Here is a 15,138-nt window from a genome sequence, read left to right as displayed (position 1 = left end):
CGCTTTCTGTCATTTTTTCCGTGATGGCTCGGCATTTCCGAGTCCGCGTTCGGAGGAGAGCGCGGACGTTGGCGCCCGGCATCGAGGACAGGGTCTCACGGGAGGACAACTCAATGGCAATTGCATCGACCGCCGGCGGAACCAGCCGCGGCATGACTCGGGAGGAGAAGAAGGTTATCTTCGCCTCCTCGCTCGGCACCGTTTTCGAATGGTACGATTTCTATCTCTACGGTTCGTTGGCGGCCTTTATCGGCTCGACCTTTTTCAGCCCGACCATTCCGGAGGCGACGCGCAACATCTTCGCGCTGCTAGCCTTTGCCGCCGGCTTCCTGGTGCGCCCGTTCGGCGCGCTGCTGTTCGGTCGCATCGGCGACCTCGTCGGCCGCAAATACACATTCCTCGTCACCATGACGATCATGGGCCTGTCGACCTTCCTGGTCGGCCTGCTGCCCGGCTATGCAACCCTGGGCATCGCGGCTCCCGTGATCCTGATCGTCCTGCGCATGCTGCAAGGCCTGGCGCTCGGTGGTGAATATGGCGGTGCGGCGACCTATGTTGCCGAGCACGCGCCTGACGATCGCCGCGGCTTCTACACCTCATGGATCCAGACGACAGCGACGCTCGGCCTGTTCCTGTCGCTGATCGTCATCCTGATTGTCCAGGGATCAATTAGTAAGGAGTCTTATGCCGCCTGGGGCTGGCGCATACCGTTCATCGTCTCCTTCCTGCTGCTTGCCGTCTCGGTCTGGATCCGGTTGTCTCTGTCAGAGTCTCCGACGTTCCAGAAGATGAAGGACGAAGGTAAGGGCTCCAAGGCGCCGCTGTCGGAGGCCTTTGGCCAGTGGAAGAACGCCAAGATCGCTTTGCTGGCGCTGCTTGGTCTCACCGCCGGCCAGGCCGTCGTCTGGTACAATGGCCAGTTCTACGCGCTGTTCTTCCTGACGAACGTGCTCAAGGTCGACGCGCAGTCGGTCAATATCATGATAGCCATTGCGCTGGCGCTTGGCTCGATCTTCTTCGTCGTCTTCGGCTGGCTCTCCGACAAGATCGGTCGCAAGCCGATCATCATGGCTGGCCTCGCGCTCGCCATTGTCTGCACCTTCCCGCTGTTCAAGGCGCTGACCCGGGCGGCCAACCCGGCACTTGCTAACGCACAGCAGAACACAAGGGCGACGGTGACCGCAGCCCCGGGCGACTGCAGATTCCAGTTCAATCCGGTCGGCACGGCGAAGTTCACGACGTCCTGCGACATCGCGACTTCATTCCTGACCAAGAACTCGGTTCCCTATGAAGTGTTGTCGACGGCGGCGCCTGGAACGGCTGCGTCGGTCAAGATCGGCAACGAAACCGTGGACTCCTACGATGCGGTCGCTGCCGGTGATCAGGCCAAGGCCAAGGATGCAGCCTTCGCCAAGGCTATCAACATCTCCCTGAAAGACGGTGGTTATCCGCTGAAGCGCGCGGCGATCAAGGTCGCCGACCAGAAACTCGACGCCTTCATTGCAGCCAATCCTGAACTCAAGCTCGACGCGGCAACTATTCGCGGCGGCGAAAAGGCAGCGGTGCCGACTGATCAGGCGGTCAAGGACAAGCTCTTGACATCAGATGAGGCAGCGGGTGCGCCGGAGGTCACAGTCTACAACATACCGGGCGGCGGTGCCTTCGCCATGTTCGCCGACCCGGCCGGGATCAACTGGCCGATGACGATCGGCATCCTGTTTATCCTGATCCTGTTCGTGACCATGGTCTATGGTCCGATTGCCGCAATCCTGGTCGAGATGTTCCCGACCCGCATCCGATATACCGGTATGTCTCTGCCCTATCACATCGGCAATGGCTGGTTCGGTGGCTTGCTGCCGGCGACGGTGTTCGCGCTCAGTGCCTATAAGGGCGACATTTACTACGGCCTTTGGTACCCGGTGGTGATCGCGGCGTTCACGCTCGTCATCGGCATGATCTTCGTCAAGGATACGCTTGGCACTGACCTGCACGCCAAGGACTGACGGATCATCGGTCAACAGAAAGCCCGGCGTGATCGCTCACGCCGGGCTTTTGGTGCCTGAGACCTGAAGAAGCGGATCAGCTCTTGCGCTGATTTTCTTCCTCGACGGCCGCTTCGTGATACCAGCCGTCAAAATCGGCGTGCGTGTTGCGCAACGAGGCCAGCTCTGCCGCGAATTTCGCCTTTACGCCTAAATTTGAGGCAGAGTTGCGCGCTGCCAGAGGGAACACCAGAATTTTTGCCGACGGACGGGAGTGGACGACTTCCATGAGCGGTCTCCTTTCTTCTTATTGAGCTTTTCGATTCAGCTTTCCCAGAAGATAGGTCCTGCGATTCCTTTAGGCAATATGCCTACGAAAAGATCATCAAACGCCTAATATTTATGCAGTATCTGCGTTTGATCGATATGGACCCAGTGGTGAGACGGCTGAGTAAATTCAGCGCGATATCGCGGCCATTTTGCCGCACCCGTCGACGCCCGAGTGGCACACGAATTGCATTTTATCAATCGGCAGCGCCGGCTGCCGACGGCAGACGCATGTCGACCCCGTCTGGTGTTCGGTGATCAAGCAACGAGAGGCTAGAATGACGAAATACAAGCTCGAGTACATTTGGCTCGATGGATACACCCCGGTCCCCAACCTTCGCGGCAAGACGCAGGTCAAGGAATTCGCCGAATTCCCGACGCTGGAAGAGCTGCCGCTGTGGGGCTTCGATGGTTCCTCGACCATGCAGGCAGAGGGCCACAGCTCCGACTGCGTGCTGAAGCCGGTCGCGGTCTATCCGGACCCGACCCGCACCAATGGCGTGCTGGTCATGTGCGAAGTCATGATGCCGGACGGCGTCACGCCGCACGCCTCCAACAAGCGCGCCACCATCCTCGATGACGAGGGCGCCTGGTTCGGCTTCGAGCAGGAATATTTCTTCTACAAGGACGGCCGCCCGCTCGGCTTCCCGGAGACCGGCTATCCCGCGCCGCAGGGCCCGTACTACACAGGCGTCGGCTACAAGAACGTTGGCGATGTCGCACGCCAGATCGTCGAAGATCATCTCGACCTCTGCCTCGCCGCCGGCATCAACCATGAAGGCATCAACGCCGAAGTGGCCAAGGGCCAGTGGGAATTCCAGATCTTCGGCAAGGGCTCCAAGAAGGCCGCCGACCAGATGTGGATCGCCCGCTATCTGCTTCTGCGCCTCACCGAAAAATACCGCATCGACATCGAGTTCCACTGCAAGCCGCTCGGCGATACCGATTGGAACGGCTCGGGCATGCATGCCAATTTCTCGACCGCCTATATGCGCGAAGTCGGCGGCAAGGCATATTTCGAATCGCTGATGGCGCAGTTCGACAAGAACCTGATGGACCACATCGCCGTCTACGGGCCGGACAACGACAAGCGTCTGACCGGCAAGCACGAGACCGCGCCATGGAACAAGTTCAGCTACGGCATCGCCGACCGTGGTGCCTCGATCCGTGTGCCGCACTCCTTCGTCAAGAATGACTACAAGGGCTATCTGGAAGACCGTCGCCCGAACTCGCAAGGCGACCCCTACCAGATCGCTTCGCAGATTCTGAAGACCATCTCGGAGGTTGCGACCGACGCGAAGGTCTCGGCTGCTGCGTAGTCGGATGGGGCTGACGGCCCCATGCTATCTGACAACCGGACAAGAACCTCGGCGAAAGCCGGGGTTCTTTTTTTGCCGCAGGTCTGGTGAGCGCCGTTTGCCTATTGAACTGCCGCAAGCGCAGCATCCACATCATTGCAGAAATCCAGACACCATTTTCTGGCATAGTCCTGATCGATCCCCACCAGGCTCGCCTGCCCAAGCGTGCTCCTTGCCTTGGGGAGATTGCCACTGCGAAGGTAGCGGCCGGATTTCAGGAGCAGCGCAAGCGAAAGAGTTTGCCGAGCACTCTCATAAGGCATCAGCGAAAGCGCCTTTCCCGCGTACTCGATAGCGCCGTCGGCGTCAGCAAAGCGCATCAGCAAAAACTGCGCATAGTTTGCGTTCAGGTTTGGCGCCGTCGGCGCCATTTCCAATTGCCGCAGGTAGTAACGCTTCGCAGTGTCTCCAGTGCCGACACGCCCATCGGCCCTTGCAATCAATTCGTCATCCTGCAGGCCTGCTTGCTTGTAGAGAGCGATCAACTCCCGGAATTTTCCCTGGGCGTAGAGTTGTGTGCCTTTCTTGGGTGCAACCAATTGCACAGGATATTGTCTGCTTTCGCCCTCCGCGATCAATCGTTGGATCTCGGGCGAATCGTCGAGGCTTGCGACGATATCGAAACGAAGGCTCCAGGCCATTTGGGCGACATCCGGATCATCCCGGATTTGGTCCAGTATCTTGAGTGCGGCCTTCGCGTAGTCCGGCTGGTATCGGAACGTTCCTGCGTAGAAATACAGGTATCCAGATGCCAGGTTCCAGCGCGCCATCTGAAGCTGAAATTCCGGCGTTGGCTCCGACGAAGCCAGGACGCGCTGCGTGACTTGCGCGAGCGTTTGCAGAAGTCCCGGCTGAAACCTGTACTGATCCAGTGCCTTGGCCATGACCGTGGCCAAAGTCGAAGCATCTGCGTCGATTTTGTAGATCTGGTCCGCGAGCAGATCGGCGGATTTGTCATCCGGGATGCCGCCGTTGTTTGCGATTGCCAAGACAGCCTCGGCGATTGCCAATGGTTGCCCATTCGCTTTGGCAAGGCCAGCCCTGGCGGACATCACTGCCTTGTTGGGATCGCCGGTTCGGTCGAACAAAAGTGCCCAGGTCAGATCGACCCAGGGATCCTTGGCATCGAGTTCAGCAGCTTTGCCGAGTTGAAGCCTGGCGCTGGCCGGGTCGCCCGAGAGAATGAAGGCGCGAGCACCCAGAATGTAGGATTTGGCATAGGTCGGCTCGAGTTTTTGCAGCTCCAGAACAATCGGAGTGAATGACTTGGCTCCGATGGCCATGCCCAGGCCGTCCGAAACCCATAGCCATTTGGCGCGGGCTGCCTCCACTTGAATGGGGATAAAGCCGGGGTGGGTGGCGCTGAAATTCTGGATGTCCGCCTGAACCTTCGCGACTTGCGCGGCATCGCTGCGCCAATTGTCGAGGGCGTTCACGATATTGTCGAATGCGACTTTGTCGGCTTGGCTAAGCTGTTGGAGGCTCTCGCCAAGCGCGCTGGAAGATTGCCCCATCACGAACAAGGCGACCAGTAGGGCGGCAATAACTCGCCTGGCGATCATCGGGCAATGCTCCATCTTTGCAACCGAGGATAGATGGATAGATTTATGACCGGGTGAATCCGGTCATGAAAATTGAAGAGATGACTGCGAGTGCTTTGTCACCGGACGGCAGCTTGCTGGTGCCGACCTGGATTATGGCGTGCAAAGGGTCAGCCAGCGATCGCGTCGCGCACCTTCAGTGCGGCGACGACCTTGGCATGGGGCAAGGCAGGGCTGCGGTTGCCGTCGCGGCCGGTCATGTCGCTGTTGGCGACGAGCGCGTTGAGCACCGCCTCCTCGGTCGCCTGCACGACGGCGGCATAGAAATCGTCCATGCGCCCCCACGGGATGAAATCCATGCGGCTGTAGCTCTCTTCGCTGGCCGGACCCTTGGGAAAGCGGCCGTTGAGCGCATCGCGGTTGGCGGTCGAGAAGCCGAGGAAAATGTCGCCGGAGAAATGCGAGCCTGTCGTGCCGGTCCGCGCCAGGCCGAGCGGCACGCGCCGGGCCAGCGCCTTGCATTGGCCAGGCAAGAGCGGGGCGTCGGTGGCGATGATGCCGATGCAGGAGCCGGCGCCTGTCGGGCCGCCCCGGAAGTACGCCTCCATGGGGTTGTCGTCTGTCAGCTGGTCACCGAGCGGCACGCCGGCGATGGTGAGCTCGCGGCGCGAGCCGAAATTGGCCTGCAGGAAGACGCCGACCGTGTAGGAGCGATGGCCGTAGTCGACGACCCGTGAGGCCGTACCCGAGCCGCCCTTGAAGGCATAGCAATTCATGCCCGTGCCGCCGCCGACCGAGCCTTCCTCGATGCGCCCGCTTGCTGCGTTGTCGATCGCGGCCATCGCATGATCGACCGTGACATGCGAGCCGTTGATGTCGTTGAGATAGCCATCCCAGGTTTCAGCCACCACCGGCAGTAGCCACTGCTTGGCGACATCGGGCTTGTGGCGGGCCACCCAATCGATGGTACCGCGATGGCAGGGCCCGACCGCATGGGTGTTGGTTATCAGGATCGGCAGGCTGATGCTGCCGGCCTCCTCGATCCACGATGCACCGGTCATCTCGCCATTGCCGTTGAAGGAATGATAGCCGGCGGCGCAAGCGATACCGACGCCGTCATGGCCGAACGGCAAAATGGCCGTCACGCCGGTGCGCACCGGTCCGTGTCCATCGAGCTTGCCTTCGCCCTTGATGATCGTGGAGTAGCCGACCAGGACACCGTCGACATCGGTGATGGCATTGGCGGGGCCGGGCGTGCCTTGCAAGGGAATGGCGAGCGCGCGGGCTCGCGCCTTGCCGGCTGGCGTGGTGGTGTGGGTCGGCAATTGGTCCATGCTTGGGGCTCGCTCCGTTGATGTAAGCCGGCTCAGCGAAGGCTGCAGCCGGTCGCAAGCTCGGCGTAGCTGGTCAGGATTGCCAGCGCCGAAGCTTGATCGACCGCGGGCACAACGTTGACGAGATGCAGCCCCAGGCCGTCCTCGAGCACCACCAGGCTGCGCGCGATCGTCTCGCTGGCCGCCTGCAACTTGAAGATGCCGGTGGCGGCGCCCGCTTCCAGGATGCCGACATAGATCGACACCTGCCGTTCGAACAGCGTGATGTGGCGGGCGGCATAGCTCGGATCCGAGCGTGAATACGCGCCGAGCTCAAGCAGCAGCCGGCAGAGCTGGTCATCCGTGTCGGTCGGCAGCCCGTTCTCGATCATCGTTTTCAGCCGCAGCCGCGGATCGGCGATCTCGGCGACCGACGCCGCGCGTATCGTGCAGAACCGCTCGACAGCCTTGCGCTGCACATCGTCCAGCAGATCCTTCAGGCCGGGATAGTAGTAGAGCAGGGCGCTCGAACTCATCCCGGCCTCATTTGCAACGTCGCGCAGCGTGACGCCGGCAAGGCCGCGCTTGGCGATCATCGATTCTGCCGCTGCGACCAGAGTGAGGCGGCGATCGGTCTGGGTTTTGGGTCGTCCCATTTCTGTTTCCTGAATTATATTCAATTAAAAACTGGCGTGAAAAATTTTGCAAGCACCCATGTACCATATTTGTTGACGATATCTGACTCCGTCGATAGGTTCCGCGTCGGAGGATAATTTTTATCTGATTAAAAAAAGGGGAGGACGATGTCTACAAACGAAGGAATAACAGGGGCGGTCGACAAGGCTGCGCCAACCGCCAAGGGGCTGGACCGGGCGCTCAATGCGTTGGGCACGCTGATGATCGTGCTGTCGGCGGTGACGCCGGCGTCCTCGGTGTTCATCATCGTGCCGGGCGTCATCGCGCTGGCCGGCACCGGCTCATTCCTGAGTTTCGTCATTGCCGCCGTCATCGGGCTGTTCATGGCCTTCGTCTATGCCGAACTGTCATCGGCCTATCCGATGGCCGGCGGCGAATACACCATGATCGGCCGCACGCTTGGCCGCTTCTGGGGCTTTGTCACGCTGGTGCTGGTGTTCGTCTCGATCGTGCTGATCGTTGCCGTCATCGCGCTCGGCGTCGGCACCTATCTCGGCGTTCTCATTCCCAACCTCAGCCCGCAATGGGTCGGCGTGGTGACGATCGCGCTGGCCGGCACGGTCGCGGCAATGCGCATCAAGCTCAACGCCTTTGTCACTGGCATCTTCCTCGGCATCGAAATGCTGGCGTTGCTGGTTCTGACCGGGCTCGGCTTTGCCCATGTCGAGCGGCCGCTGTCGAGCCTGTTCACGTCACCGCAATTGCTCGATGCCACCAACACGCTGGTGCCGGCGTCGGCCGGGATCATCCTTGCGGCCACCGCTGTCTCGCTCTTTGCCTACAATGGCTATGGCGCGGCCGCCTATTTCGGCGAGGAGACGCAGGACGCCAAACGCAACATCGGCAAGGTTGTGGTCTGGGCGCTGTTGATCACGGTCGCTGCTGAACTCATTCCGCTGACCGCCGTGCTGCTCGGCTCTCCGGATCTGGCGGGGCTGCTCGCAGCGCCCCAGAAGATCGAATATTTCCTCGAGGCGCGTGGTGGCCATGCGCTGACGGTGCTGATCAGCCTCGCCATCGCGGTTGCGATCTTCAACGCGGTCATCGCCATCATCCTGCAGGCGGCGCGGCTGCTGTTCAGCTCCGGCCGCGATAAGACCTGGTTCGGCCCGATCAATGCCGCGGTCGCCTCCGTCCATGGCAGCTACGCGTCGCCGTGGGTCGCCACCATCGTCGTGTCGGTGCTGGCGGCGGTCGCCTGCTTCATCGACATCAACCTTTTGCTGGTGGTCAGCGGCACCTCGCTGGTGGTGATCTACGCGCTTCTGTGCGTGGCGGCGTTTGCCGGGCGCCGCAACGGCACCACGGCTGGCGGACACTACCGCATGCCCTTGTTTCCGGTGCCGGCCATCCTTGCCTTCGTGGCGCTGGTCTATGTCGCCTACCAAAACCTGCTCGACGCCGCCTTCGGGCGGCCGAGCCTGATCGCGACGCTGCTGATCATGGTCGTGGCGGCGATCTACTATGTGCTGGTGCTGGCCAGGCGGACGGACTGGAACCTGCACGGCCCCGACGAGCTTGCCGGATAGACGTCACCCTCCGACGCTCTGTCCGTGCGAGAACCCCGGCCTTCGCCGGGGTTCTTTTTGCCATGCTGGCCCGGCAGACCGAATTCCCCCAAAAAAAGTCAGGTTGAAAAGAATCCGACAAATTCACCAGGCTGGGAGGCTTTTGATTGATGCCCCTTGCCACCATTGGTGCTGTGCGTTTCCGCGTTCGCTGAAAAAGCCCGGAAAACAGCCTGTTTCAGGTCATCCGTACACCAATGATCAGCTATATAAGCCTCTGATCAAACACCGAAATCGGCGTTCGGCACCTCCGGCCGGCGGCGTTGACAGATTGCACCGCCGCATGCGTATTCGTGGCCTTGGGGTTACGCCAAAGCGATGCTGTTCGAACGGGGCGGGGTTTCTTGAACGACGGCATTGGCGGGGGCGCCGGACGAGCGGGCATTGCAGCCTGAGGCAGTGTGCCGCTCGCTCCTGGCGATTGATTGCGGTTGAAATGACCAGCCATCAGCCTTCATTTTGCGGCTTCTGCAGGTGGCCACGGCCGCAGGCTAGTCCGGCTATAAAAACCGCTCCTTAAACCAAAAAAGCTTGCCCGCTGTCGCGCGTGGTTGGTCGCACGCAAACCATCCGCGGAGCATTGGGGACAGCAAAAAGCCCTTGAAGGCGGAAATCCTTCAAGGGCTTTGCATTGTTATCCCGGCGGGATCTTAGACCGAATAGTACATGTCGTACTCGACCGGATGCGGGGTCATTTCGAAGCGCATCACCTCGGCCATCTTCAACTCGATGTAGCTGTCGATCTGGTCGTCGTCGAAGACGCCGCCGGCCTTCAGGAAGCCGCGGTCCTTGTCGAGGCTCTGGAGGGCTTCACGCAGCGAGCCGCAGACGGTCGGGATCTTCTTCAGCTCCTTCGGCGGCAGGTCGTAGAGATCCTTGTCCATCGGCTGTCCCGGATGGATCTTGTTCTTGATGCCATCGAGACCGGCCATCAGCAACGCGGAGAAGGCCAGGTAGGGATTCGCGCCCGGATCGGGGAAGCGGACCTCGACGCGCTTGGCCTTCGGCGACGAGCCGAACGGGATGCGGCAGGAGGCCGAGCGGTTGCGTGCCGAATAGGCGAGCAGCACCGGCGCTTCATAGCCGGGCACCAGGCGCTTGTAGGAGTTGGTCAGCGGGTTGGTGAACGCGTTGATCGCCTTGGCGTGCTTGATGACGCCGCCAATGAAGAACAGGCAGTTCTCCGACAGGCCCGCATATTCGTTGCCGGCGAAGGTCGGCTTGCCACCTTTCCAGATCGACATGTGGACATGCATGCCCGAACCGTTGTCGCCGAAGATCGGCTTCGGCATGAAGGTTGCCGTCTTGCCATAGGCGTTGGCGACCTGGTGCACGACGTATTTGTAGATCAGCATCTTGTCGGCGTTGCGGACCAGCGCGTCGAACTTGATGCCAAGCTCATGCTGGGCGGCAGCGACTTCGTGGTGATGCTTTTCGACGCGCACGCCCATTTCGGCGAGCACGGTCAGCATTTCCGAGCGCATGTCCTGCGCGCTGTCGATCGGTGGCACCGGGAAATAGCCGCCCTTGACGCGCGGGCGGTGGCCGAGATTGCCGGTCTCGTAGTCGGTGTCGTCATTCGACGGCAGTTCGGTGGAATCGAGTTTGAAGCCGGTGTTGTAGGGATCGGCCTTGTACTTGACGTCGTCGAACACGAAGAACTCTGCTTCCGGGCCGACATAGATGGTGTCGCCGATGCCTTCGGCCTTCATGTAGGCCTCGGCCTTCTTGGCCGTGCCGCGCGGATCGCGGTTGTAGGATTCGCCCGAAACCGGGTCGAGGATGTCGCACAGGATGACCATGGTCGACTGCGCGAAGAACGGGTCCATGTGGACCGTGTCCGGATCGGGCATCAGAACCATGTCGGACTCGTTGATGGCCTTCCAGCCGGCAATCGAGGAGCCGTCGAACATGACGCCATCGGCAAACATGTCTTCCTCGACCTCGACGACATCCATCGTCACGTGCTGCAGCTTGCCCTTCGGGTCGGTGAAGCGCAGGTCGACGAATTTCACGTCGTTGTCCTTGATCTGCTTCATGATGTCTTTGGCTGTCGTCATGTCATGTATCCCTGTTTGATGACGTTTTTTGATGGATGACGGTTCTTGGAGGATGGCCGCGTCAGACGGCGTCCATGCCGGTTTCGCCGGTGCGGATGCGTACGACTTCCTCGATATTGGAGACGAAGATCTTGCCGTCGCCAATGCGGCCGGTCTGGGCCGCCTTGCGGATGGCCTCGATCGCACCTTCGACCGCATCGTCGCCGAGCACGACCTCGATTTTCACCTTGGGCAGGAAATCGACGACGTATTCGGCGCCACGGTAGAGTTCGGTGTGGCCTTTCTGACGTCCGAAGCCCTTGGCCTCGGTCACGGTAATGCCTTGCAGTCCGGCCTCCTGAAGCGCTTCCTTCACTTCGTCCAGCTTGAATGGCTTGATGATCGCTTCGATCTTTTTCATGTAAAAAGTGGCCTCCACTGCCAAAAAAACGGGTTGTGAGCCCCCGCTTGCGCCTCAATCAAGCACGAACTGTGCCAATCCGAGGGATTCGAAGCGGTCTCATACGATTTCGAAGCCATGCCGCACCTGGATGCAAATTCGCGTCATTCACTGCAACGGATGCGGCATGGGCTGCAAGAGCCTACACAGTGCCGTCATTTGCGTCCGCACAAAAACCAAGCAAGTTGCTCATACAATGGGCGATCCTGCGCCTGCGACGTGCATCCTGACGGTCTGGCGGCGGATCGCAACAACTCCTCCCCGTTTGCGTCGAGCCGAAAACTGGACAATGCTTGATCGAATGCGGATCGGCAATCCATGAGCAACGAACTTCTTTCTCCCGCCGAAATGAGCGAGGCGGATCGGATGACGATTGCCGCCGGCGCAGTTGACGGCATCGGCTTGATGCGCCGTGCCGGAGAAGCGGTCGCGGCCGAAGTTCTCAGGCGTTATCCCTCAGCGACGCATGTCCATGTGTTGTGCGGTCCGGGCAACAATGGCGGTGACGGTTGTGTCGTCGCCCGCATCCTGGCCGGCAGCGGCGTTGCCACGACGATTTGGGCGTCCGGTGCGCCGCGGCCGCAAAGCGACGCAGCACTTGCTGCAGCGGAATGCCCGATCGAGCCGCGGCCGTTGTCCGGCTTTAGGGCCGAGCTGGGTTCGATCGTGGTCGACGCACTTTACGGGGCAGGGCTGTCCAAGCCACTGTCCGGCGGTGCCGCCAAGGCAGTCGAAATTGTCACGGACCTCCATTTGCCCGTTGTCGCGGTCGATCTGCCTTCCGGCGTTTCCGGCGATAGCGGCAAAGTGCTGGGCAAGGCATTTACCGCCGATGTTACCGTCACCTTTGCACGCAAGAAGCCCGGCCATCTGCTCCTGCCGGGCCGAGAGCGATGCGGCGAGATCGTGCTTGCCGATATCGGCATCGGCGACGACATCATTGCACGGCTCCAGCCCCGGGCGTTCGAGAATACGCCGGCGCTTTGGCTGCGCGGTTTTCCGGTTCCGGCTGTCGATGCGCACAAATACAAGCGCGGCCATGTCGGCGTCTTTTCCGGCGGGCCGAGCGCCACCGGCGCGGCACGGCTGTCGGCGGTGGCCGCGGCCCGAAGCGGGGCAGGGGCGGTGACCGTGCTGTCGCCGGGCAACGCCATGCAGGTCAATGCCGCCCATCTGACCTCGATCATGCTGCGCAAGACCGACGACGTCGCCAACATCAGCGAATTTGTCAGCGAACGCCGGCCTTCGGCCTTCGTTCTCGGCCCTGGCTTTGGCGTCGGTGAAAAAACGCGGACCTTTGGGCTGGTACTCCTCGCCGCCGGTCAACCGCAGGGTACTTCCGCACGGGTCGATGGCCTCGTGTTCGACGCCGACGCGATCACCGCGTTTCGCGACGAGCCGGACGTTTTGTTCGAAGCGGCGCGCGGGCCGCATGCGCCAGCCCTGGTGATGACGCCACACGACGGGGAGTTCGCCAGGCTGTTTCCCGACATCGCGAGTGATGACGCCTTGTCCAAGCTCGACAAGGCGCGTGCGGCGGCCGCACGTGCCAATGCCGTTATCGTCTACAAGGGCGCCGACACGGTGATCGCTGCTCCCGATGGCCGGGCGGCGATCAATTCCAACGGCGCGGCCTGGCTTGCCACCGCAGGATCAGGCGACGTGCTGTCTGGCATCGCCGCCGGGCTGCTGGCGCAAGCCATGCCGGCGTTCGAAGCAGCCTGCGCGGCGGTGTGGATCCATGCCGAGGCCGGCAGCCGGTTCGGACCGGGGCTGATCGCCGAGGATCTGCCGGCGGCGCTGGTGCCGGTGCTGCGCGAACTGGTCGAAGCACGGCCGAAGGTGCCGATCGGATGAAGCGTTTCGCGCTCGTCGTTGCGGCCATCATCGCGCTGTTTACGCCGCATGGCGTGCGCGCCGGGCAGCCTGTGACCATCGTCGACGATCCGGCGATGCTCGCCGCCCTCGATACCAAGGGCTACGGTTTTGCCTCACTTTTTGGCGCGGTGGGTGAGGGCGATTTGAAAACGCTCTATGACAAGGCGCCGGCCTATCATGCGATCGTCGATACGGTGGCATCAGACATTGCCGCACTGCGCGCCGAGATAAAGACCGGCGGGCGCACGCTCTATGAGGTGACCGACGGCAATGTCGGCCGCATCATGGACATGCGCTGGCTGAAGACTGAGGTGGCGCGCTTCCGGCTGGTCGGAATCGTCAACCGGCTCGACCGGCGTGATTTCGCTGCACTGGAGGGCGGCAAGAGCTGCGGCGAGGTGCGTTTCATCTATCGCCTGGCCTACAGCTTCAGGAAGGGCGGCAAGGTCCTGGCCTCGCGGCTGCCGTTCAATTTCAACGCCGTCTACAGTGCGGCACCCGATGCCGATGGCGGTTGCGTCGGCGTTGCCGGGCGCTGGACGCCGCTGCTGGATGAGAGCGTCGATGCCGGCTGGCTGACTGGTGGGCCGCTGGAAAAGGCCGGGCTGACCTTCAAGCAGCTCGAGCTCAATGCGCAGGTGGTGCGCTTTCCCTCCGGCCAGGAGACCGAATTCGGCGGGCAGGCCGCCTACCTCATGCGGATCTTCGGCATCGAAGGCGCCACGGTCAGCGAGAAGCCGCTGGAAAACACGCCGGACACCGCACGTCTCTCACAAGACGCGGGGCTAAAGAAAAGCCTTGCCGAGTATGTCAGCGCCAACGTCGCGGCGATCGATCTTGGCGTCTACGAAATCCCCAACGCATTCCTGGCAAAAAAAATCATCTCGTGGTCGACATTCGGCAGCGCAAGACAGGCCAACCATCCGTTTACGCAATTATTCCAGCCCAAGGAATTCGCACCACTCGATTATTCCACACTGAAACTGGTGCGCACGCCGGAGGCGCTGGTCGAGCGGCTGGACAATGGCGCCTGCCAGGGCTGTCACCAGGCGGGATCCACGGCCGGCTTCCACTTCATCGGCCTCGACGACAAGACGACATCGCCGCTCAACCGCATCGAGGTCGGCATCTCGCCGCATCTCCACGCCGAGATTCCCCGGCGCCAGGCCTGGCTGCGCGCAACGCAAGAAGGCAAGGAGTCGAACCGCTACCGGCCGCTGTCCTTCGCACCACCTGCGACATGGACAGACGCCGGCGACGTCGATTACGCGCCAGCCGAGATGGCGATGCCGTGCCTGATGCCGGACGATGCAAAACGCTTCGGTGCAACCTGGCAATGCGGCGGCGGCACCGTCTGCACGCCGCTGACGACAGCATCGGGCGTGCGCACCACGTTGGCGCAATGCCTGCTGCCGAAGGACAGTCCCAAAATGTTCTCCGGCCATCCCTGCCTGACCGGCTCGATCGCCAGCAACGCGGCGCAGCCTTTCAATGACCGCTACAGCATCACGGGGCAGTTCGCGGCCTTTGCGCCGGATGTCTCGCGCACCGCCTACACCTGCCGTCCGCCCAAGATCGGTGTGCCTGCAGGCATCGCCTATCGCGGTTGTGACGACAAGGATCGTACCTTCGCTGCCTTCAATGCCGGCAAGCCGATGCCGAACGAGATTTGCGGGCTGGTCGGCGGCAAGAAATTCGACATCTGCGTGGCGACCAACAATTTCGACCAGTGTCTTGGCGGCGCCGTCAATCGCGGCAACCGCCCGGCCTGTGATGCCGAGCATTTCTGCCGCGAGGACTATATGTGCCAGTCACTGCCGCCGGACACGCCGGGCATTTCAAAAGTGAAAGGCATCGGCTTCTGCTCGCCGACCTATTTCATCTTCCAGATGCGCATCGACAACCACGCAACGCCATGGGCGAGCCCGACGAGCGCCACCATGGACGCTGGGTTCGGCGCGGTGGAGGAGGAGTGA

The 15,138-nt window shown here is 61.5% G+C and carries 11 protein-coding genes; 5 read left to right on the top strand and 6 right to left on the bottom strand.

The window, feature by feature from the left end:
• The first annotated feature begins 113 nt into the window (after positions 1-113).
• A complete protein-coding gene (locus tag AC1D05_RS27715) occupies positions 114-2,003 on the top strand; it encodes an MFS transporter (RefSeq protein ID WP_477444929.1) in 1,890 nt (629 codons plus the stop codon).
• A 76-nt stretch (positions 2,004-2,079) separates the two neighbouring features.
• On the opposite strand, the gene AC1D05_RS27710 is transcribed toward AC1D05_RS27715, so the two are convergent.
• Positions 2,080-2,271: a DUF2735 domain-containing protein gene (locus tag AC1D05_RS27710; protein WP_477444927.1), complete on the bottom strand. Its 192-nt coding sequence runs from the start codon at positions 2,269-2,271 to the stop codon at positions 2,080-2,082.
• Between the two features lie 316 nt (positions 2,272-2,587).
• On the opposite strand from AC1D05_RS27710, the gene AC1D05_RS27705 reads away from it, so the two are divergent.
• Positions 2,588-3,628 carry a glutamine synthetase beta-grasp domain-containing protein gene (locus AC1D05_RS27705; RefSeq protein WP_477444925.1) on the top strand — a complete coding sequence of 347 codons (1,041 nt, stop codon included), beginning with the start codon at positions 2,588-2,590 and terminating at the stop codon, positions 3,626-3,628.
• 101 nt (positions 3,629-3,729) lie between these two features.
• On the opposite strand, the gene AC1D05_RS27700 is transcribed toward AC1D05_RS27705, so the two are convergent.
• From AC1D05_RS27700 to AC1D05_RS27690, 3 genes are all read right to left on the bottom strand, one after another.
• Complete coding sequence (locus AC1D05_RS27700; protein WP_477444923.1) at positions 3,730-5,229, bottom strand: hypothetical protein; 1,500 nt, start codon at positions 5,227-5,229, stop codon at positions 3,730-3,732.
• Positions 5,230-5,378: 149 nt separating this feature from the next.
• Positions 5,379-6,542 carry a DmpA family aminopeptidase gene (locus AC1D05_RS27695; RefSeq protein WP_477444921.1) on the bottom strand — a complete coding sequence of 388 codons (1,164 nt, stop codon included), beginning with the start codon at positions 6,540-6,542 and terminating at the stop codon, positions 5,379-5,381.
• A 32-nt stretch (positions 6,543-6,574) separates the two neighbouring features.
• Positions 6,575-7,177, bottom strand: coding sequence for a TetR/AcrR family transcriptional regulator (locus AC1D05_RS27690; RefSeq protein ID WP_477444919.1), 603 nt, complete (start codon positions 7,175-7,177; stop codon positions 6,575-6,577).
• Between the two features lie 147 nt (positions 7,178-7,324).
• Between AC1D05_RS27690 and AC1D05_RS27685 the strand changes: the two genes are divergently transcribed.
• Positions 7,325-8,746, top strand: coding sequence for an APC family permease (locus AC1D05_RS27685; protein ID WP_477444917.1), 1,422 nt, complete (start codon positions 7,325-7,327; stop codon positions 8,744-8,746).
• Between the two features lie 689 nt (positions 8,747-9,435).
• On the opposite strand, the gene glnA is transcribed toward AC1D05_RS27685, so the two are convergent.
• Positions 9,436-10,845 carry a type I glutamate--ammonia ligase gene (gene glnA / locus AC1D05_RS27680; protein ID WP_140701085.1) on the bottom strand — a complete coding sequence of 470 codons (1,410 nt, stop codon included), beginning with the start codon at positions 10,843-10,845 and terminating at the stop codon, positions 9,436-9,438.
• A gap of 61 nt (positions 10,846-10,906) precedes the next feature.
• Positions 10,907-11,245: a P-II family nitrogen regulator gene (locus AC1D05_RS27675; protein ID WP_006205430.1), complete on the bottom strand. Its 339-nt coding sequence runs from the start codon at positions 11,243-11,245 to the stop codon at positions 10,907-10,909.
• Between the two features lie 357 nt (positions 11,246-11,602).
• Between AC1D05_RS27675 and AC1D05_RS27670 the strand changes: the two genes are divergently transcribed.
• Both AC1D05_RS27670 and AC1D05_RS27665 read left to right on the top strand, forming a co-directional pair.
• Positions 11,603-13,141: an NAD(P)H-hydrate dehydratase gene (locus AC1D05_RS27670; RefSeq protein ID WP_477444915.1), complete on the top strand. Its 1,539-nt coding sequence runs from the start codon at positions 11,603-11,605 to the stop codon at positions 13,139-13,141.
• On the top strand, positions 13,138-15,138 hold the full coding sequence (locus AC1D05_RS27665; RefSeq protein ID WP_477444913.1) for a hypothetical protein: 2,001 nt from the start codon (positions 13,138-13,140) through the stop codon (positions 15,136-15,138). The genes AC1D05_RS27670 and AC1D05_RS27665 overlap by 4 nt, the downstream gene beginning before the upstream one ends.

It is taken from the genome of Mesorhizobium sp. P2_E9 (assembly GCF_056403815.1).
This window is presented reverse-complemented; position numbering and strand designations above follow the sequence as displayed.

Coding starts and splice junctions, on each gene's coding strand:
- AC1D05_RS27665 (WP_477444913.1), top strand. CDS start 13,138: ATGAAGCGTTTCGCGCTCGTCGTTGCGGCCATCATCGCGCTGTTTACG.
- AC1D05_RS27695 (WP_477444921.1), bottom strand. CDS start 6,542: ATGGACCAATTGCCGACCCACACCACCACGCCAGCCGGCAAGGCGCGA.
- AC1D05_RS27685 (WP_477444917.1), top strand. CDS start 7,325: ATGTCTACAAACGAAGGAATAACAGGGGCGGTCGACAAGGCTGCGCCA.
- AC1D05_RS27690 (WP_477444919.1), bottom strand. CDS start 7,177: ATGGGACGACCCAAAACCCAGACCGATCGCCGCCTCACTCTGGTCGCA.
- AC1D05_RS27670 (WP_477444915.1), top strand. CDS start 11,603: ATGAGCAACGAACTTCTTTCTCCCGCCGAAATGAGCGAGGCGGATCGG.
- AC1D05_RS27715 (WP_477444929.1), top strand. CDS start 114: ATGGCAATTGCATCGACCGCCGGCGGAACCAGCCGCGGCATGACTCGG.
- AC1D05_RS27700 (WP_477444923.1), bottom strand. CDS start 5,229: ATGATCGCCAGGCGAGTTATTGCCGCCCTACTGGTCGCCTTGTTCGTG.
- AC1D05_RS27675 (WP_006205430.1), bottom strand. CDS start 11,245: ATGAAAAAGATCGAAGCGATCATCAAGCCATTCAAGCTGGACGAAGTG.
- AC1D05_RS27705 (WP_477444925.1), top strand. CDS start 2,588: ATGACGAAATACAAGCTCGAGTACATTTGGCTCGATGGATACACCCCG.
- glnA (WP_140701085.1), bottom strand. CDS start 10,845: ATGACGACAGCCAAAGACATCATGAAGCAGATCAAGGACAACGACGTG.
- AC1D05_RS27710 (WP_477444927.1), bottom strand. CDS start 2,271: ATGGAAGTCGTCCACTCCCGTCCGTCGGCAAAAATTCTGGTGTTCCCT.